Annotated in this window: 22 protein-coding genes, 1 tRNA gene and 3 pseudogenes; 18 read left to right on the top strand and 8 right to left on the bottom strand. The window is 64.8% G+C overall.

The window, feature by feature from the left end; all coding sequences use genetic code 11:
* Positions 1–277 precede the first annotated feature (277 nt).
* Entirely contained in the window at positions 278–682 is a 405-nt protein-coding gene (locus ACVWZ4_RS02435; RefSeq protein ID WP_456739775.1) for an EF-hand domain-containing protein, read from the top strand.
* Positions 679–1,188: a hypothetical protein gene (locus ACVWZ4_RS02440; RefSeq protein WP_456739776.1), complete on the top strand. Its 510-nt coding sequence runs from the start codon at positions 679–681 to the stop codon at positions 1,186–1,188. Before ACVWZ4_RS02435 ends, ACVWZ4_RS02440 begins: the two co-directional genes overlap by 4 nt.
* Positions 1,189–1,667: 479 nt before the next feature.
* On the opposite strand, the gene ACVWZ4_RS02445 is transcribed toward ACVWZ4_RS02440, so the two are convergent.
* A tRNA-Pro gene (locus tag ACVWZ4_RS02445) sits at positions 1,668–1,744 on the bottom strand.
* 68 nt (positions 1,745–1,812) lie between these two features.
* On the opposite strand from ACVWZ4_RS02445, the gene ACVWZ4_RS02450 reads away from it, so the two are divergent.
* From ACVWZ4_RS02450 to ACVWZ4_RS02475, 6 genes are all read left to right on the top strand, one after another.
* Entirely contained in the window at positions 1,813–2,802 is a 990-nt protein-coding gene (locus ACVWZ4_RS02450) for an L-threonylcarbamoyladenylate synthase (RefSeq protein ID WP_456789959.1), read from the top strand.
* A 17-nt stretch (positions 2,803–2,819) separates the two neighbouring features.
* Entirely contained in the window at positions 2,820–4,247 is a 1,428-nt protein-coding gene (locus ACVWZ4_RS02455) for an FAD-binding oxidoreductase (protein WP_456739778.1), read from the top strand.
* Between the two features lie 2 nt (positions 4,248–4,249).
* Positions 4,250–4,687 carry a GNAT family acetyltransferase gene (locus tag ACVWZ4_RS02460; RefSeq protein ID WP_456702144.1) on the top strand — a complete coding sequence of 146 codons (438 nt, stop codon included), beginning with the start codon at positions 4,250–4,252 and terminating at the stop codon, positions 4,685–4,687.
* A gap of 9 nt (positions 4,688–4,696) precedes the next feature.
* Positions 4,697–5,278, top strand: coding sequence for an NUDIX domain-containing protein (locus ACVWZ4_RS02465; RefSeq protein WP_456702143.1), 582 nt, complete (start codon positions 4,697–4,699; stop codon positions 5,276–5,278).
* A gap of 102 nt (positions 5,279–5,380) precedes the next feature.
* Positions 5,381–6,310 (top strand): glycine reductase, encoded by a 930-nt coding sequence (locus ACVWZ4_RS02470; RefSeq protein WP_456739779.1) that lies wholly within the window; start codon positions 5,381–5,383, stop codon positions 6,308–6,310.
* Between the two features lie 35 nt (positions 6,311–6,345).
* Positions 6,346–7,539, top strand: a complete 1,194-nt coding sequence (locus tag ACVWZ4_RS02475) for a CaiB/BaiF CoA transferase family protein (protein WP_456737910.1) — start codon at positions 6,346–6,348, stop codon at positions 7,537–7,539.
* 3 nt (positions 7,540–7,542) lie between these two features.
* On the opposite strand, the gene ACVWZ4_RS02480 is transcribed toward ACVWZ4_RS02475, so the two are convergent.
* The gene (locus tag ACVWZ4_RS02480) at positions 7,543–8,103 is read right to left on the bottom strand and encodes a TetR family transcriptional regulator (RefSeq protein WP_456739780.1); all 561 of its coding nucleotides are present in this window, start codon (positions 8,101–8,103) and stop codon (positions 7,543–7,545) included.
* 107 nt (positions 8,104–8,210) lie between these two features.
* Between ACVWZ4_RS02480 and ACVWZ4_RS02485 the strand changes: the two genes are divergently transcribed.
* Positions 8,211–8,627 (top strand): Tautomerase enzyme, encoded by a 417-nt coding sequence (locus ACVWZ4_RS02485; protein ID WP_456737908.1) that lies wholly within the window; start codon positions 8,211–8,213, stop codon positions 8,625–8,627.
* Between the two features lie 60 nt (positions 8,628–8,687).
* Here ACVWZ4_RS02485 and ACVWZ4_RS02490 read toward each other — a convergent pair whose 3' ends face one another.
* The gene (locus ACVWZ4_RS02490) at positions 8,688–9,446 is read right to left on the bottom strand and encodes an SOS response-associated peptidase (RefSeq protein ID WP_456702138.1); all 759 of its coding nucleotides are present in this window, start codon (positions 9,444–9,446) and stop codon (positions 8,688–8,690) included.
* A gap of 63 nt (positions 9,447–9,509) precedes the next feature.
* On the opposite strand from ACVWZ4_RS02490, the pseudogene ACVWZ4_RS02495 reads away from it, so the two are divergent.
* The 4 genes and pseudogenes from ACVWZ4_RS02495 (at position 9,510) to ACVWZ4_RS02510 (ending at position 11,349) form a co-directional block, all read left to right on the top strand.
* A pseudogene (locus tag ACVWZ4_RS02495) lies at positions 9,510–10,011 on the top strand (hypothetical protein).
* 17 nt (positions 10,012–10,028) lie between these two features.
* On the top strand, positions 10,029–10,463 hold the full coding sequence (locus ACVWZ4_RS02500) for an NUDIX hydrolase (RefSeq protein ID WP_456739781.1): 435 nt from the start codon (positions 10,029–10,031) through the stop codon (positions 10,461–10,463).
* Positions 10,464–10,566: 103 nt separating this feature from the next.
* Positions 10,567–10,944, top strand: coding sequence for a TIGR02301 family protein (locus ACVWZ4_RS02505; RefSeq protein WP_456702135.1), 378 nt, complete (start codon positions 10,567–10,569; stop codon positions 10,942–10,944).
* Between the two features lie 138 nt (positions 10,945–11,082).
* Entirely contained in the window at positions 11,083–11,349 is a 267-nt protein-coding gene (locus ACVWZ4_RS02510) for a hypothetical protein (protein WP_092227477.1), read from the top strand.
* 41 nt (positions 11,350–11,390) lie between these two features.
* On the opposite strand, the gene ACVWZ4_RS02515 is transcribed toward ACVWZ4_RS02510, so the two are convergent.
* The 5 genes and pseudogenes from ACVWZ4_RS02515 to ACVWZ4_RS02535 form a co-directional block, all read right to left on the bottom strand.
* On the bottom strand, positions 11,391–11,711 hold the full coding sequence (locus ACVWZ4_RS02515) for a cupredoxin domain-containing protein (RefSeq protein WP_456737905.1): 321 nt from the start codon (positions 11,709–11,711) through the stop codon (positions 11,391–11,393).
* Positions 11,712–11,721: 10 nt separating this feature from the next.
* Positions 11,722–12,214, bottom strand: a pseudogene (locus ACVWZ4_RS02520) (DUF4142 domain-containing protein).
* Positions 12,207–12,347, bottom strand: a pseudogene (locus ACVWZ4_RS02525) (RNA polymerase sigma factor); the annotation flags it as partial. The pseudogenes ACVWZ4_RS02520 and ACVWZ4_RS02525, both read right to left, overlap by 8 nt.
* A gap of 74 nt (positions 12,348–12,421) precedes the next feature.
* Positions 12,422–13,297: a sulfurtransferase gene (locus ACVWZ4_RS02530; RefSeq protein ID WP_456737902.1), complete on the bottom strand. Its 876-nt coding sequence runs from the start codon at positions 13,295–13,297 to the stop codon at positions 12,422–12,424.
* A gap of 153 nt (positions 13,298–13,450) precedes the next feature.
* Positions 13,451–14,785, bottom strand: a complete 1,335-nt coding sequence (locus tag ACVWZ4_RS02535) for a dihydroorotase (protein ID WP_456737901.1) — start codon at positions 14,783–14,785, stop codon at positions 13,451–13,453.
* Between the two features lie 101 nt (positions 14,786–14,886).
* On the opposite strand from ACVWZ4_RS02535, the gene ygfZ reads away from it, so the two are divergent.
* From ygfZ to ACVWZ4_RS02560, 5 genes are all read left to right on the top strand, one after another.
* Positions 14,887–15,768: a CAF17-like 4Fe-4S cluster assembly/insertion protein YgfZ gene (ygfZ, locus tag ACVWZ4_RS02540; RefSeq protein WP_456702129.1), complete on the top strand. Its 882-nt coding sequence runs from the start codon at positions 14,887–14,889 to the stop codon at positions 15,766–15,768.
* Entirely contained in the window at positions 15,765–16,391 is a 627-nt protein-coding gene (locus ACVWZ4_RS02545) for a DNA-3-methyladenine glycosylase I (RefSeq protein ID WP_456702128.1), read from the top strand. Before ygfZ ends, ACVWZ4_RS02545 begins: the two co-directional genes overlap by 4 nt.
* The gene (locus ACVWZ4_RS02550; protein ID WP_456737899.1) at positions 16,388–17,002 is read left to right on the top strand and encodes a YfbR-like 5'-deoxynucleotidase; all 615 of its coding nucleotides are present in this window, start codon (positions 16,388–16,390) and stop codon (positions 17,000–17,002) included. The genes ACVWZ4_RS02545 and ACVWZ4_RS02550 overlap by 4 nt, the downstream gene beginning before the upstream one ends.
* A gap of 80 nt (positions 17,003–17,082) precedes the next feature.
* Positions 17,083–17,589, top strand: a complete 507-nt coding sequence (locus tag ACVWZ4_RS02555; protein WP_456739782.1) for a tyrosine phosphatase family protein — start codon at positions 17,083–17,085, stop codon at positions 17,587–17,589.
* A gap of 19 nt (positions 17,590–17,608) precedes the next feature.
* Positions 17,609–18,571, top strand: a complete 963-nt coding sequence (locus tag ACVWZ4_RS02560; RefSeq protein WP_456702125.1) for an NUDIX hydrolase — start codon at positions 17,609–17,611, stop codon at positions 18,569–18,571.
* Positions 18,572–18,585 lie beyond the last annotated feature (14 nt).

Here is an 18,585-nt window from a genome sequence, read left to right on the forward strand (position 1 = left end):
CCGCAGAAATGAAGACAATGCCTTGTCCGCGGTGACGGCACCTGACCCGAACAACCCGGTTGCGCGGCTCTCCCATAGCGGATTTCCTTGCTCGTAAGGCCTGCGAGGCCTCCATATCATCGCCCGTTAGGCTGCCTTGGCATTGAGGGGGATCAATGCAGCGGTCCCGCACACGTCGTAGTGTGCGAGGGCTGCGTAAGCGAAAGCCGGGATGAGGATCAATATCACTCGTGCCGAACTTAATGAGGCAGGCGACACGTTTCGGAGGAGGTTCGAAATGTACACGCGCATTCCAAGGCTCACAATATCCGCTCTCATCCTGACGTGCAGCGTGGTCGGCGCGACTGCACAGGACCGAATGACGCCCCAGCCAGATCAGCCACAAATGCAATCCCAGCCCACCGGCCATGAAGGCGCGAGCACGATGGGGCAAGGCAGCATGATGGGGCACGGAATGATGGAGGGACGCGTGATGGGGCGCGGCATGATGGGTGGGAGCGCGATGGGACCACCTTTTATGATGCGTATGATGTTCGCTCTGATGGACGCCGATGGCGATGGGACCATCTCACTGCAAGAATTTCAGGCAGCTCACGAACGACTTTTCAAGGCGATGGACAGCAACAAGGATGGCAAGCTGACGCTCGAGGAGATGCAAGCGTTCATACACGGGACCAGGTGACCGGCTCCGACACCAAGCCAGCGCGTGATATCCTTTGCGGCCTGTGGTTTGAGCGGCGGTCGGCCAAGTTTGCCGTCGGCGGCGCGCTGATGCCTGTGCGGTCTCGCGCCCCTCGTCAGATCGCCAGGCGCAAGATCGATATCCTCGTTTATCGCAGCGACGACGCGGTGCGGGTCTTCACTGCGCTGAACATGGGCAAGGAAGGCGGTATCTTCCCCCGTTTCGAGAAAGTGCTGGAGCAAGGTCGCGATGCGCGTGCAACGGGCACTGAACGCAGTTGCCTCACGTATTCGACGTGGTTCGTCCGCGTCGTCCTCGATGCGCTCGATGTTTTCGAGAGCGCAGATCCAACTTCGAACGATTGGCTCCTTCGGCAGCGAAGCGCTTTGGAAAGAGTAGCCCGGCACACGGGCCAAGGCTCTAAGCGTCGCCTTCTCGATGTCCTTATCAAGCAGAGATCGCAATTGATGACGTACGGGATCAAGCTGCCGTGGCCCAATCCGTAATCCCTGGGCGCCCGGGCTTCGGCGCACCGGGACTGCGCTCGCTTCTCGGGCGCCTGCTCACCAAACCAACGACCCCTTAGGTATCATAACACCAGCAGCAGAGTCGATTCGGCGGAAGATCTGGAGACCGAATCTTTCGTGCAATTTCGTTTGAATCCTCGCGGCCGAATCCAAACCAAGAATTCCAAGACGGCGATGCGCAACCTCCCTACGCGCCGGACTACATGAGCAACGCCATCGGCGCGGTCGAGCCAACGTGCGTGAGGTCAACAGGCACACCAAAAAGCGGGACCTTGGAGAAGCCCGACACGATCAAGCCGGGCTGGAAGGGGAGGAAAGAATGGTCGCCGTTGCCCAGCACCGACACGGCGACATGGCTGCTTCCCGCGACAGCAAGACGGTGCGTGCATTTTGCGAGCAAATGGGGCAGAAGAGCGCGGTCCGGTCCTCGCGCGAGGCTGGGCAAGCCATTGAAATGATGGTCGGAGTGGCAGGATTCGAACCTGCGACCCCTGCGTCCCGAACGCAGTGCTCTACCGGGCTGAGCCACACTCCGACAAGAGGCCGGCTTATAGCGTCGGGTTTGGCGCACCGCAAGCGGCCGTTATGAGGAATTTTGTCCCTGTGAAAACCGGTCTTGAAACGTCGATTTTGCCGGCCGGCCAAGCCGGCGCGGAAGCCGCCGCCCGGACTTTGGCTGCCGGCGGGCTGGTCGCGTTTCCGACCGAGACCGTCTACGGGCTCGGCGCGGACGCGGCGAACGCGACCGCGATCGCCCATCTCTATGCCGCCAAGGGCCGGCCAGCCTTCAATCCGCTGATCGCCCACGTCGCAGATCTCGCCGCGGCACGGCGGATCGGGCGGTTCGACGCGCGCGCGTTGCAGCTTGCGCAAGCGTTCTGGCCGGGGCCGTTGACGCTGGTGGTGCCGAAGGCCGACGATTGTCCGGTCTCCGATCTCGCCACGGCGGGCCTGGACACGGTCGCGATCCGCATGCCCGCCCACCCCGTGGCGGAAGCGATCCTTCGCGCCTTTGGCGGCGCGGTGGTGGCGCCCTCCGCCAATATCTCCGGCCACGTCTCGCCGACGCTGGCCGCGCATGTCGCGAGCGACCTTGGCGGGCGGATCGACCTGATCATCGACGGCGGGCCCGTTACGGTGGGCGTGGAATCGACCATCGTCGGATGCTTCGAGGCGCCGATGCTGCTGCGGCCCGGGGGGCTATCGCGGGAGCGGGTCGAGGCCGTGCTGGGCATGCCCTTGGCGCGAGCGGCCGTAGAGACCGAGAGCGACGACAGCCAGCCGCTGGCGCCGGGCATGATGGCTTCGCATTACGCGCCGCGCGCCCATGTGCGGCTCGATGCGCGGGACGTTGCCGCCGATGAAGCGCTGCTGGCGTTCGGGCCTGATCGCCTGCCTGGCCAGGAGGCGACCGCCGCTGTCATGAATTTGTCCCCCACGGCTGACCTCGATGAGGCCGCGGCCAATCTGTTCGGCTATCTTCGAGCGCTTGATGCGAAAGCACCGCGAGCGATCGCGGTGATGACGATCCCCGAAGAAGGCCTGGGTGAAGCGATCAATGACCGGCTGCGCCGGGCCGCGGTGGCGAGATAAGAAGCAGAGACGAGACGATGAACATCAATCAATCCGCCATTCCGCCGCTTGCGCCCGAACTGATCGACCAATTCCGCGAGATCGTTGGCGATCGCCACGCGATCACCGACGCCGCCGACATCGAGGCTTACGTCACCGAGGAGCGCAATCTGTTCCACGGCCGCTCCCCCCTGGTGCTGCGCCCGGGCTCGACGGCGGAAGTGTCCGCGATCTGCAAGCTCGCCTCGCAGCACAAAATCGCGCTGGTGCCGCAGGGTGGCAACACCGGGCTCGTCGGCGGGCAGACGCCGCACAATGGCGAGGTGGTGGTGTCGCTGCGGCGCCTGGACAAGATCCGCGAGGTCGACACCGCCTCCAACACCATGACGGTCGAAGCCGGCGTGGTGCTGCAGATCGCGCAAGCGAAGGCATCCGACGCCGACCGGCTGTTTCCGCTGTCGCTCGGCGCGGAAGGCAGCTGCACCATCGGCGGCAATCTCTCGACCAATGCCGGCGGCACCGCCGCGCTCGCCTATGGCGTCGCGCGCGAGATGGCGCTGGGGCTGGAAGTGGTGCTCGCCGACGGCCGCGTGCTCAACGTGCTGTCGAAGCTGAAGAAGGACAACACCGGCTACAATCTGCACAATCTGTTCATCGGCGCGGAAGGCACGCTCGGCATCATCACTGCGGCAACATTGAAGCTGTTTCCGAAGCCGCGGGCGGTCGAGACCGCCTATGTCGGGCTGAAGTCGCCAGCGGCGGCGCTGAAACTGCTGACCATCGCGCAAGGCGAGGCTGCGAACGCACTGACGAGCTTCGAGCTGCTGTCGCAGATGGCGGTGGACTTCTCCGTTCGCCACGGCATCGACGTGCGCGATCCCCTCGCTGACAAGCATCCGTGGTACGTGCTGATGGAATTGTCATCGCCCGGCGACGACGCGCGCACGCCGCTGGAGACGATCCTCACCCGCGCCATGGAAGACGAGATCGTCGACGACGCCGTGATCGCGGCCAACCTGACCCAGCGCAACGCCTTCTGGAAGCTGCGTGAAGAGATGTCGGCGGCACAGAAGCCGGAGGGCGGCTCGATCAAGCACGACATCTCCGTTCCCGTAGCCGCCGTGCCCGAATTCATCGCGGAGGCGAACGCCGCCGTGGTCAAGCTGATCCCGGGCGCGCGGCCGGTGCCGTTCGGCCATCTCGGCGACGGCAATCTGCACTACAATGTCAGCCAGCCCATCGGCGCCGACACCGCGGATTATCTGGCGCGCTGGCACGAGGTGAACGCCGTCGTGTTCGCGATCGTGCTGCGCATGGGCGGCTCGATCTCGGCCGAGCACGGCATCGGCGTACTCAAACGCGACGAGCTGCCCGAGGTCAAGGACAAGACCGCGATCGAGCTGATGCGCTCGATCAAGGCGATGCTCGATCCGCACGGCATCATGAATCCGGGGAAGGTGCTGTGAGCATGCTTGCGATTGACGCCATCAATGATGCCGATGTCGAGAACGTCGTTGCGCTGTGGCAGCGTTGCGGCCTGACCCGGCCGTGGAACGACCCGCATGCCGACATCGCGCTGGCGCGGCGGCGCGAGAACTCCACCGTGCTGATCGGCCGCGACGCCGGTGCGATCGTCGCGTCCGTCATGGTCGGCCATGACGGACATCGCGGCTGGGCCTACTACGTCGCCGTCGATCCTGATGGGCGCAAGCGCGGTTATGGCCGCGCCGTCATGGCGGCGGCCGAAGACTGGCTGCGCCAAGCCGGCATCGCAAAGCTGCAGCTCCTCGTGCGCCGCGAGAATGCGCAGGCCAATGCGTTCTACCAGTCGCTCGGCTTCGAGGAATCGACGTCGGTGATGTTCCAGAAGTGGCTCGACGGCCGCGAGACCACTGCAAGCAACTGAGATCAAGTCATGACCATTTCCGACCGCGTCCGCATCAAGGACGTCCGCGTGCTCTCGGACGGCTGGACCCCGCTGAGGACCACGACATTCGACTACCGCCGCGCCAATGGCGAATGGCAGACGCAGCACCGCGAGACCTATGAGCGCGACAATGCGGCCGCCGTGCTGCCCTATAATCGCGCGGGCCGCACCGTGATCCTGGTGCGCCAGTTCCGCCTGCCCGCCTTCCTCCGGGGCTACGACGATCTGCTGATCGAGGCAGCCGCCGGCGTGCTGGACGACGCCGCGCCCGAGGTGCGCATCCGCGCCGAGGCCGAGGAGGAAACCGGTTATCGCCTGCACGACGTCCACAAGGTGTTCGAGGCGTTCATGAGCCCCGGCGCCATCACCGAGAAGCTGCATTTCTTCGTCGCCGAATACGAGCCCTCGATGCGCGTCAGCGCCGGCGGCGGCCTCGCGCATGAGGGCGAGGATATCGAGGTGCTGGAGCTCGGTATCGACGAGGCGCTCGCGATGATCGCCGACGGCCGGATCATCGACGCCAAGGCGATCATGCTGCTGCAATACGCGGCGCTGCATATTTTCAGATAGCCCCACCGGGACGGCAATTCTGGCCTGCGCGCCCGTGGCACCTGTTGAGCAAACCACCGACTATCTCTAGTCTGGCCTCAACAAGAACCTGGAGACGCGCCCATGTCCGCTCCGCGCGACGACGAATTCGGCTTTGCGCCCGACCATGATTCCCCCGTCCCCTATATGCAGCGCACGCGGGATTATTACGGCGCGATCGGTTACACCACGCCGTATCGCTGGGCGCATTACACCGAAGCGCCGTTCCAGCCGCTGAAGAAGAAGCTGGCGCAATCGCGCGTCACCATCATCACCACGGCGGCGCCCTACGATCCCGCCAAGGGCGACCAGGGACCGGGCGCGGCGTATAATGGCAGCGCGAAATTTTATCAGGTCTATGACGGCGACACGTCGCAGCAGCACGATCTGCGCATCTCGCATATCGGCTACGACCGCAAGCACACCACGGCCACCGACAACGGCACCTGGTTTCCGCTGCCGCAACTCTTGAACGCAGGCGCCGCGGGTCGCATCGGCGAAGTTGCGCCGCGCTTCTTCGGCGCGCCGACCAACCGCAGCCATCGCGTCACGCTCGACACCGATGCGCCGGAGATTTTGGCGCGCTGCCTTGCCGACCAGGTCGACGCCGCCGTGCTGGTGCCGAACTGCCCGGTCTGCCATCAGACCACGGCGCTGGTGGCGCGGCATCTGGAGGCCAATGGCATTCCGACCGTGATCATGGGCTGCGCCAAGGACATCATCGAGCACGCCGCCGTCCCGCGCTTTCTGTTCTCGGATTTCCCCCTCGGCAATTCTGCCGGCAAGCCGCATGACGTGCCCTCGCAGGCGCAGACGCTGGAGCTGGCGCTCACTCTGTTGGAGACCGCGAGCGGCCCGCAGACGACCATGCAGTCGCCGCTGCGCTGGAGCGAGGATGCCTCCTGGAAGCTCGACTACAACAATGTCGCGCAGCTCTCGCCGGAGGAGCTGGCGCGCCGTCGCGCCGAGTTCGACAAACAGAAGGAGATCGCGCGCGGCAACCGCGCCGCCTGACGTCCTCCAATAACAACAAACAACGGGAGAGAGACGTGACGCGACCGTTCGAGGGCGTGAAGATCCTGGACTTCACCCAAGTTCTGGCCGGCCCCTATGCGAGCTATCAGCTCGCGTTGCTGGGCGCCGATGTCATCAAGGTGGAGCGGCGCGAGGGCGAGGACATGCGCCGGACGCCGCTCTCACGCGAATGGGCCGAGCGCGGGCTGGCGCCGGCGTTCCAGGCCATCAACGGCAACAAGCGCAGCCTCACGCTCGATCTGCAGAAACCTGACGCGATTGCGATCGTGACGAAGCTTGCTGCCCAGGTCGACGTCGTCATGGAAAACTTCCGCCCGGGCGTGATGGACAAGCTCGGCATCGGCTATCAGGCGCTGTCGGCGATCAATCCAAAACTGATCTATTGCGCGGTCTCGGGCTTTGGCCAGACCGGCCCGGATCGATTGCGGCCGGGCTATGACGGCAAGATGCAGGCGCTATCGGGCATCATGGCGATCACCGGTCACCCCGAAACGGGGCCGACGCGCGCGGGTTTTGCGGTGTGCGACGTGCTCTCGGGCGCGACGGCCGCGTTCGGGGTGTCGAGCGCGCTCTATCAGCGCGACCGCACCGGCAAGGGCCAGCTCATCGACGTCTCCATGCTGGAGGCAACCATGGCATTTCTCTCGGGGCAAATCGCGGACTGGTCGGTCGCCGGCCATCGGCAGCAACTCTCGGGAAATCAGGCGGTCAGCCGCCGGACCACCGCAAACCTGTTCAAATGCGGCGACGGTCACATCCTGCTCGCCGTCAACAATGAGAAGCAGTACCGCGTGCTGATGTCCACGCTGGGCCGCGAGGATACGCTCGCCGATCCACGCTTCGCCGACTGGTTTTCCCGCAACGAGAACGAGCCCGCGCTACGCGCCATCATCGAGGAAGCACTTGCGGCAAAGCCGGCACGCGAGTGGGAGAAGGTTCTCGAGGACGCCGGCGCGCCCTGCGCCAGCATCTGGAAGATCGAGGAGATCATCGATCATCCGCAGATCAAGGCGCGCGGCGCGATCCAGGAGCTCGACACACCCTATGGCCGCCTGCGCTTTGCCGGCAGCGGGTTCAAGCTCGCCCATGGCGGCGGCAAGCTCGACCGGATGGCGCCGGAGCTTGGCGCGGATACGGATGCGGTGCTGGGTGAGCTCGGGTTTGATGCAGCTGGCATCGCCGATCTGCGGAAGCGTGAGGTCGTCTGAGAACTAGATCGCTTTCGCCGCGATCTTCGCCGCGGCAAGGATCTCGCGCCTGATGGCATCGTCCTTCACCGCACGCGCCATATCGGCCGCGCCTGTCAGGATCGCCAGCAGCGCCAGCGCCCGCTCACGCGCATGGGCACCGCGAAAGCCCTGCGCGACGAGGTCCACGAGACGCTCCAGCTCGCCCTGGTAAACGGCGCGCGTTGCCGGGTCCGAGCGCGCAACGTCGGAGGAAAAGCTTGGGAGCGCGCAGGCCTCGTCCAGGCCGACCTCCATCCGCGCACCCAGATAGAAATCGATGAACGGATCGCGCCAGCCGCTGCCGTGTTGGGCCTGAAACTGGGCGATGCCGCCGCGCAGGAACGCGAGCCCGTCCGCCACGGCGAGCCGGAACGCATCCGCCTTCGACTCGAAATGAGCGTAAAATGCTCCCGACGTGAGCCCTGCCCCCTTCGCAAGCGCGTCCACGCCGGCGCCCCCAAACCCGCCGGTGCGAAAGCCGCGCCCGACCGCATCCGCCAGCCGCCTGCGGGCGTCACCCTCGCTCTTCTTCGGTCGCGCCATCGCCGATCACCTCTCGATAGCGATCGTTATATTAGGCTTGACGATATAACGATCGTTATGTTTCATATAACGGCCGTTATCTCACGGTGCAAAGCAGGAGACTTCAAATGCCCATCCAAATCATCGTACCTGAAGGCACGCTGACGCCATCGGGAGAAGCCGAGGCATTCGCCAAGCTGACCGAGCTGCTGCTGCGCCTGCACGGCCTCGCCGGCAACCGCTTCATGACACCGAACGTCATCGGCGAAGTGACCGTGGTGCCGAAGAGCCGCACCTATTCCGGCGGCAAGCCCGCTGACATCGCGGTGTTCGAACTCAAGGTGCCGTCATTCGTGCTGCCGACGCAGGAGCTCAAGGACGCCTGGATTTCCGAGGGAACTGATATCATCGAGAGGGCCGCCGGGGGTCGCATCAAGCGCGAGCACATCTTCGCCAATGTCAGCTACGCCGTCGACGGCGGCTGGGGCATTGGTGGCGAGGCGTACAGCAACGCCGCGCTCGGATCGGCCGTCGCGGCGGCTTGAACCATTGATCGAACAGAAGGTGGGCATGGCGCGTTGCGTCTTTGCCCACCGGCAGCCTGCCTAAAACAAAGACCCCTGCCCGTCTTCCGGCAACGCGCCTGCCGCCTTGCGCGCGGGCTTTTTCGGTTTCGACGTCTCGGCTTCCATCTCCTCGGCGCTGATCGGCAAGAGCAGCTGCTCATCGTCATTGGCGACGCGATTGACGCGGGAGGAGACCGGGTGCCAGGCGAATTCGCCGATACGTGGTGACGCCATCAGCGGCAGGACCGGACCGATCTCGTCGCTCCGGCTGTCGAGCCAGCGCTCGAAATCGCGCGGGCTGATCGTCACGGGCACGCGGTCATGCAACGCGGCGAGATCCTCGCCTGCCGCCGCCGTGACGATCGCCACCGTGTCGAGCTCCTCGCCGTTCGGGCCGATCCAGGTCTCGAACACCGCAGCGAAGCCGAGCGGCGCACCGTCCGCGCGATGGATGAAGAACGGCTGCTTGCGGCCGTCGAGAGACTTCCATTCGTAATAACCATCGGCCGGGATCAGCCCACGGCGCCTGCGTATGGCCTTCTTGAACGCAGGCTTCTCCAGCACCGTCTCGGAACGGGCGTTGATCAGCAGCGTGAAGCCTTTGGGGTCCTTGACCCAGCTCGGCAACAGGCCCCAGCGCATCAGGCGGAAATGGCGCGCGCCGTTCTCGAGCAACACGACCGGAATCGGTTGCGTCGGAGCGACATTGTACCGGGGCGGGAAATTCGGCTGCTCGATGTACCCGAACAGTTGCCGTAAAGCCGCGGGGGCCGAAGTTATGACGAAGCGTCCACACATCTCAGGGCGTCTATATAGGGTCCGTTCAGGTCCTTTTAACCCCGAACGTTAACACTGCGGCGGATGAGCTCAATGGCCTCGCAATCCGCGCGGACGCCTGCAGAGACGGCCTCCGAGGCGCAAGCCTGGGCCGAACGACTACGCGTGGCCAACATCAACCCGCGGACCGGGCTTGCCACCGACTATCTCAACCATTTCAATTGAAGCCGTCATGCTCCTGGAGATGATCCCGGATATGCCGGAATGCGCTGAGGATTTTCTGACCTGGTCGCCGCTGTCCTATGCCGAGCATTTCACGGCCTCGAACTTCAAGGCGCGGGACCTGGCCATCGAAGCCTATGAGAAGGCCGATCCGAACGTGCGCGCCCAGTTCGACCACCTCACCGACACCATGACCTCGATCCTGATTGCGGTCGGTTCCGCCATGCGCGACGTGGAGAAGGACACGACCCGCGTTCGGCTGGCGGAGCAGGCCACCCTCTGGGTCAAGCCGCTGATCGCGGCCTGCGGCGGCATCATCAATGGCGGCGCGGAAGCCGACGTCGACACCATCATGGCGAATTAGCCAGGGTTGCTGAAAAGATGCCCCCGGTCGCCCAGCCCACCCATCCCCAGATCGCGGTCAGCGCGGCGATTTTCCGCGAGGGCAAGGTGCTGCTGACCCGGCGGGCCCGTTCGCCCGCCAAAGGGTTCTATTCGCTGCCGGGCGGCCGCGTCGAATTCGGCGAATCGCTGTACCAGGCCCTGAGCCGCGAGGTCGACGAGGAGACCGGGCTCGAGATCGAGATCGTCAGCCTGGCCGGCTGGCGCGAGGTTTTGCCGGCCGTTCCGGGCGCCGGTCACTACCTGATCATGTCCTTTGCCGCCCGCTGGGTGGGCCGGGAACCGGCCCTGAACGACGAGCTCGACGATTTCAGGTGGATCGCTCCGGATGCGCTGGGCAGCCTCGGCGACCTCAAGATGACCGGGGGCCTGGAGGAGATCATCCAGGCGGCTGCGAGGCTGATCGGCCTCTGAGCGAGCCACGAGCTTCGACACCTCTCCGCAAGCCCGAGAGGCAGCGCACCGCCAGCGCGGCTCGCCTTGCTTCCCCGGCCGCGACGGGGCATACAGCCCGCCGATGTCGATGCGATTTCTGGCCATCCTTGCCCTGATCCTCGCCTGCGCCTCTGCGCCTACCCGGGCCCAGGACGTGGCGGCACCGTTCGACGGCGATTTGCAGCGGCTGGCCGAGATCCTCGGCGGCCTGCACTATCTGCGCGGCATCTGCGGCACCAACGAGGGCAACAAATGGCGCAGCGAGATGCAGGCGCTGATCGATGCCGAAACCCCCTCCGGCGAGCGCCGCACCCGCATGATCGCGGGCTTCAATCGCGGCTACAACGGCTTTCAACAGACCTATCGCAGCTGCACGCCGGCCGCGACGGTCGCGATCCGCCGTTCCATCGAGGAGGGTTCGAAGATCTCGCGCGATCTCACGGCCCGCTACGCGAACTGAGTTTGCGGGAACTCTGTCACCGACTTTATTCACAGCCGTTAACCGTTCTTAAAGATGTGGCCTAGCGGACGTTAATGCGCGTGCTACACCTCTTGCACAGCGCATCGCCGTGGATCGCGCCCAGCCTGATCGAGTTTCATGAGCCAGCCGATTTCCTACGCCCCCGCCCGTGCGCCGCTGCCCGATCATGAGCAGAAACAGGCAGCACTGAGTTATCTCAACGAGGCCTGGGCCGAAGCACGCCATGACGGCGTCGACGGTGACTGCCTGGCGCAGGCCAGTCTGTTTGCGGCACTCGCCGAGCTCGTCGGCACCTATGGCGAGGACGCGGTGGCGAAATTCGTCGAGGGTTTTCCCGCGCGCATTCGCAACGGCGAATTCTCGGTCTGCCTCGCAAGGCAGTAAGCCGCTTTGAAGATGCCTCGCCGCGCCGGCGGGGCCATTCATCACGGCTCGATCTTGAGCGTCGCTTTCATGTTGGGGTGATAGCGGCAGTAATAATCGACCGTTCCCGCCTTCTTCACGAGAAGCGTCGCCGACTTCTTTGGCGGCAGCGCGACGTCGAAATCGCCGTTCGTCGCAGTCGCGGTGTGGGCCAAGACATCCTTGTTGATCCAGGTAATGGTGTCGCCGATCCTCGCCGAAACCTCGGCCGGTGAGATCACGAGATTTTCCATCGTGATCTCGATGGTCGCGGCTTGCGCCGGGACTGACATCGGCAGGAAAGCGACCGCGAGCGCGATCACAGCTAGGCGTCCCGGCTTCATCGCACGCTCCCTATTTCAGCTCGGCCGCGACGTGCTCGGCATGTTGCTCATGGCCCTGGAAGATCTTCAGGCCGGTCTGCAACAGGTTCTTCAGCTCGGCATTGCTGGCGGACGGGATGAGCTGGGTTTCCAGCGCGGTATTGACCGTCTTGTGGTAGGCGACCTCGTTGGCGACATAGGCCTCGTCGAAGGCAGCGCCGTTCAGCTTGTCGAGCTCGGCCAGCTTGTCGCTCGCCTGCTTCGACAGCGCCTTGCTGGTATCGTTGTCCTCAGGTGTGACGTTGAGCTTCTTGACCAGCGCGAGCGCCTGCTTGTTGACCGCCTCGTGGTCGCGCAGCATGTCATCCGCAAATGCCTTGACGTCCTTGTTCTTGGCCTTCTTCTGCGCCTGCTTGGCCGCGTTGATGTCGATCACCCCGGCGGTGTATGCGATATGGGCGATCTGCGGATCGGTGAGCTTGTCGGCAGCGCGCGCCTTGCAGCAGCACGGGGCTGGCGTGCAAGGCGGTAGAGCCTGCGGTTGTTGGCCTGCATGATCTCGCGGAGCGCGGCCTCGTCCCGGCCCCGCGCCCGGTCGATCAGCTCGGCTTCCGATGCCCTGATGCCGGCTGTCTGGCCGGCTGCGGTCCGTTGCATGGCGGTCACCTGCTCGTTCAGCTTGGTTCCAGACATTGGATGCAGGGTGGCGACGAAGGTTCCCGACTTTTTTCTCACCTCTCATCCGTCTCGATCGGCAGCGCCGCGTCCCTCGCCCATTCGCCCATCGAGGCATCGTACAGCATCAGCTTGTCGTAGCCGAGCTGCGTCAGCATCAGCAGGTCGATCGTCGCGGAAATGCCGCCGCCGCAATAGAGGATCACGTTCTTATCGCGCGTGACGCCCACCGCAGTGAATTTGGCTTCGGCGTCCGCAAGCGTCGTCAGCGTCTTGTCGGCATTGGTGAGCGTTGCAGCTGGTACGTTGACGCTGCCGGGGACGCGACCCGGCCGGCCGTAACGGCTCGGCTCGAGACCTCCGTGAAATTGCGGTCCGAGGGCATTGACGGTAACGGTCGAGGGGTCGCCGATCCGCGCCTTCACAAAGGCCTTGTCGACGAAGAAGCCAGCGCGCGGCGCGGCTTTGAAAACCGTGGCTGGATAGCCCTCCGGAGCACCAGTCTCGACCGCCCGCCCCTCGTCCTTCCATTTGTCGAAGCCACCGTCGAGTACCTGCGCATCGACGCCAAGCGAGCGCAGCATCCACCAGAATCGCGTTGCCCACATCATGGTGCCGATGCTGTAGAGCACGATGGTCTTCGTGGCGTCGAGCCCATGGCGGCCGAAGGCGGTTTCAAGCTGGGCCACGTCAGGCATCATGAAAAACTGCTGTGCGGAGGTGTCGGAGAATTCGCCTTGCAAATCGAGGAAATCGGCGCCCGGGATGTGGCCGGCGGCAAAGGTCTTGTCGCCGGGGACGGCGCGATACGGCACGTCGCTGCCCGGCGGGACAGGTTCGTTGTAGGTCGTGCAATCGTAGAGGCGGAGGTCGGGATGGCCGATGATCGCGGCGAGTTGCTCGGTGGAGATGAGAGATGATGGCTGCGACATCGGACTGCACTCCCGTTCACGAGGGAGTGTAGCTCTCTCCCCTCGTCATTGCGAGCGCAGCGAAGCAATCCAGACTGCCGCCAACCATTCTGGATTGCTTCGCTGCGCTCGCAATGACGGGGGATGGTATGCCGGCCCCTCTGACAGAAACCGCTACTGCTTCAACGTCTCCAGAAACCGCACTGCCTCGCCCTGCGAGGGCGTGACCAGTTCGCCCTGCCACATCACGCGCTTGCCACGCACGAACGTGCCGACGGGCCAACCCGTCACCCGAACGCCGTCGTACGGCGTCCAGCCGGCCCTCGACGCCACCCATTTGTTTGTGATGATCTCGCTGCGCTTGAGGTCCACCACCGTGAAGTCGGCATCGTAGCCGGCGGCGATGCGGCCCTTGCAGGCCATGTTGTAGAGACGCGCGGGGCCGGCGCTGGTGAGATCGACGAACCTTGCCAGCGACAAGCGGCCGGCATTGACGTGATCGAGCATCAGCGGCACCAGCGTCTGCACGCCGGTCATGCCGGAGGGCGACGCCGGATAGGTCTTCTGCTTCTCTTCGAGCGTATGCGGGGCGTGGTCGGAGCCGAGCACATCGATGATGCCCTGCTCGATGCCGCGCCAGATGCCGGCGCGATGATCGGCACCGCGCACCGGCGGGTTCATCTGCGCCAACGTGCCGAGGCGCTCGTAACATTCAGGCGCGACCAGCGTGAGATGATGCGGCGTCGCCTCGCAGGACGCGACGTCCTTGTGGTCGCGCAGAAACTCGATCTCTTCCTTGGTCGAGATGTGCAGCACGTGGATGCGTTTTCCCGTCTCGTGCGCGAGCTTGACCAGGCGCTGAGTCGCCATCAGTGCCGCGGTCTCGTCGCGCCAGACCGGATGCGAGCGCGGATCGCCCTCGATGCGCAGCGACTTGCGGTCGTTGAGACGATACTCGTCCTCGGCGTGGAAGGCGGCTCGGCGGCGGATCACCTGGAAGATGCGGCGCAGGCTTTCGTCGTCCTCCACCAGCAGCGCGCCGGTCGAGGAACCGATGAACACTTTTACGCCAGCGCAGCCTGGCGCACGTTCCAGCGCCGGCAGGTCCTGCACGTTCTCGCGGGTGCCGCCGATGAAGAACGCGAAATCGCAATGCATGCGGTGATGGGCGCGCTTTACCTTGTCGGTGAAGGTGGCTTCCGTCACGGTCAATGGCGAGGTGTTCGGCATCTCGAACACGGCGGTGACGCCGCCCATGACCGCGCTGCGCGAACCGGTCTCGAGGTCTTCCTTCTGCTCCAGCCCGGGCTCGCGGAAATGCACCTGCGTGTCCATCACGCCGGGCAGGATGTGGAGGCCCTTGCAGTCGATCACCTCGGCGGCGGAGCCTTGCGACAGCGGGCCCAGCTCGGCGATGCGACCGCCTGTGATGCCGATATCGCGAACATTCTCGCCGTCCTGGTTGACGACGGTGCCGCCTTTGAGGATCACATCGAAGCGCTGGGTCATGGCTGGAGGCCCCTCTCATCCCCAAGCGCAGGGCTCGAGGTCTTGTCGTTTATGCCTTGCGGGCTTACGTTCCGAAGCACCATGTCGCAAGAGATTTTCGCATGAAATCAGCGTTTCTTCCCGACCGGGGCGTGATCAAGGTCGCGGGCGAGGACGCGCGCAACTTCCTCAACGGCCTCATCACCACCGATGTCGACAGGCTCAAGCCGGGCCTGGGGCGATTCGGCGCGCTGCTGACGCCGCAGGGCAAGATCATCGTGGATTTCCTGATCACGGAAGCGCCGGCCGGCCATGGCGGCGGGTTCCTGATCGACTGCCCGAAGGCCCTGGCCGAGGGCCTGGCCACCAAGCTGAAATTCTACAAGCTGCGCGCCAAGGTCACGGTGGACAACCTCTCCGACGATCTCGGCGTGCTCGCGGCCTGGGACGGCCACCCCGCTGCGCAGCCGGATCTTGCCTTCACTGACCCGCGCAATGCCGAGCTCGGCACGCGCATCCTGATCCCTGAGGATCTCAAGCAGAAACTGTCCGATTTGATCGGCGCCGAGCTGGTCGACGCCGCTGACTACGAGGCGCACCGGATCGCGCTCGGCGTGCCGCGCGGCGGGCTGGATTTCATGTACGGCGATGCGTTCCCGCACGAAACCAACATGGATCGCCTCGCCGGCGTCGATTTCGACAAGGGCTGCTATGTCGGCCAGGAGGTCGTCTCGCGGATGCAGCATCGCGGCACTGCGCGCACCCGCAGCGTGAAGGTGCTGCTCGAGGACTCCTCGCCCGAAGCCGGCGTCAGCGTCATGGCCGGCGACAAGTCCGTCGGCACGATGGGCTCGTCGGCGAAAGGCAAGGGCATTGCGCTGGTGCGCATCGACCGCGTTGCGGACGCACTCGATGCCGAACAGCCGCTCACCGCCGGCGGCCTCGCGTTGAAGCTGGCCGAACCTGACATCGTCCGTATTCCCGCAAAGCAGCCCATCGCATGAGCCGCGCTCCCCGCCTGCATCCCGACGGGAAGACCCGCTGCCCCTGGCCGGGCGAAGATCCGCTCTACGTCGACTATCACGACACCGAATGGGGTGTGCCGGAGTACGACGACCGCGCGCTCTACGAAAAGCTGATCCTCGACGGCTTTCAGGCCGGCCTGTCCTGGATCACCATCCTGCGCAAGCGCGACAATTTCCGCAAAGCCTTCGACGATTTCCAGCCGGAGAAGATCGCGCGCTACACCGACAAGAAGGTGCACGCGCTGATGAACGACGTCGGCATCGTGCGCAATCGCGCCAAGATCGAAGGCACGATCCTCAGTGCAAAATCCTATCTCGATATCATGGAGAAGGGGCCGGGCTTCTCGAAACTGCTGTGGGACTTCATGGGCGGACGGCCCAAGGTCAACACTTTCAAGACCACCGCGAGCGTGCCGGCCTCGACGCCGCTGTCGGTGCAGATCTCCAAGGAACTGTCCTCGCGCGGCTTCAAGTTCGTCGGCCCGACCATCGTCTATGCCTTCATGCAGGCAACCGGCATGGTCAACGACCATCTCGTCGACTGCCACTGCCATTCGACGTGCAGCAAGCTGCAGCGCAAGCCGCGCCTCAAGTCCAAATGACGGCCAGGAAGACCTCGCGCGATGCGGCGTCCCGCGCCTGGCAGCGTATGCTGTCGGGCCGGCGGCTCGATCTGCTCGATCCCTCTCCGCTCGATGTCGAGATCGGCGACATCGCGCATGGGCTGGCGCGCGTCGCGCGCTGGAACGGGCAGACCACCGGGGCTCATATCTTCTCGGTCGCGCAGCACACGCTGCTGGTGGAAACCGTGCTGCGGCACGAGATGCCGCGCGTCGACGCGCGCATGCGGCTGGCAGCACTGCTGCACGATGCGCCTGAGTATGTGATCGGCGACATGATCTCGCCGTTCAAGGCCGTGCTCGACGGTCACTACAAGGCGGTGGAGAAACGCCTGCTCGGCGCCATCCACATCCGCTTCGGGTTGCCGCCGGAACTGCCCGAGGAGATCACGGTGGCGATCAAGGCCGCCGACCGCGGCGCGGCTTATCTGGAGGCGACTGAGCTTGCCGGTTTCAGCGAGAGCGAGGCGAAGCGTCTGTTCGGCAGGGATCCCGGCCTGTCCGAAAGTATCAGGCGCGACTATCTGACGCCCTGGACCGCGGCCCGGGCCGAGAAGCAGTTTCTGGAGCGGTTCGGCGCCGTGTTTGCGTAGGTACGAGACGGTGGGTACGGCGCGATGCGCCTTTGCCCGCCCTGCGGCCGGGGTTATAATCAGCGGCAAAAAGGTTTGCCATGATCCACGTCTGCTCGCTCGCCGCTCTTCCCGAAACCGTCCGCTGCACCGGGGCCAGCCATGTGCTGACCGTAATGGCCAATGTCGAGCAGGTGGCACGGCCGGTATCGGTGCTGCCGGCCAATCATCTCAAGGTCTCGATGGACGACATCACCGAGGAGATGGACGGCTTTGTCGCGCCGTCGGAAGCACATATCGGCCAGGTGCTGAATTTCGTGCGCGGGTGGGACCGCAGTGCGCCGCTGGTGGTGCATTGCTATGCCGGCATCAGCCGCTCCACCGCGAGCGCATTCACAGCCGTCTGCGCGCTCAACCCTGAACGTGACGAGATCGAGATCGCGAAGAAGATCCGCGCGGCGTCTCCGATCGCCTCGCCGAACCGGCGCATCGTCAGCCTCGCCGACCGCGCACTGGGGCGCAACGGCCGCATGTTGCGCGCGCTCGACGAAATGGGCCCGGGCGAGATGATGGTCGAAGGCCGCCCCTTTGCCATCGAGCTCGAATGACACCAGCAATCACCGCCGCATGAGCGACAAGCTCCTCACGCCGATCGAGATTGGCCTGACTGCCGCGATCGTCGCGATCGAGGATCATGAGCCGCTGGTGCTGACCTCCCGTGGCGGCGACGGGCTCGCTGGCCTGCCGTTCGGTCCGTTCGATGCGCCGAGCCATCGCACCTTCGAGATCGGGCTGCGCGCCTGGGTCGAGGAACAGGCGGGCCTGCGGCTCGGCTATGTCGAGCAGCTCTATACGTTTGGCGATCGCGGCCGCCATGCGGAGACCGGCGACACCGGTGCGCATATGGTGTCGATCGGCTATCTCGCGCTGACGCGCACTGCCGAGACAGCTGCGACCACGGCGAGCTTCGAGCCCTGGTATCGCTTCTTCCCCTGGGAAGACTGGCGCGAGGCGCCGCCCGCGATCATCGGCCGTGACATCATCCCGGCGCTGACTGCCTGGGCCGAGGAAGAGACGCCGGAGACCACGCGCGCATTGCCGCGCAGGGATCGCGTGCGATTCTATTTCGGGCTCGACGGCGCGGCCTGGGACGAGGAACGCGTGCTCGATCGCTATGAGCTGCTATACGAGGCCGGGCTGGTCGAGGAGGCCAGACGCGACGGCCGCCCGGCAGCAAGGGCGCGCAAGACACTGCCCGCGCTCGGCACCTCGATGCGGTTCGACCATCGCCGGATTCTCGCCACGGGGATCGCGCGGCTGCGTGCGAAACTGAAGTATCGCCCTGTGGTGTTTGAACTTTTGCCCGCTGAGTTCACACTCACTGAGTTGCAGTACACGGTGGAGGCGATCTCCGGCCGCCACCTGCACAAGCAGAATTTCCGCCGTCTGGTCGAAACCGAAGCCCTTGTCGAACCGACCGGCGTGATGTCGACACAGACGGGCGGGAGACCGGCGGCGCTCTATCGCTTCCGCCGTGAGGTGCTCCAGGAGCGGCCCGCGCCGGGCTTGCGCCTACGCTCCCGGCGCTAGATCAAGTTTGCGGT

It is taken from the genome of Bradyrhizobium sp. USDA 4472, from assembly GCF_054058595.1.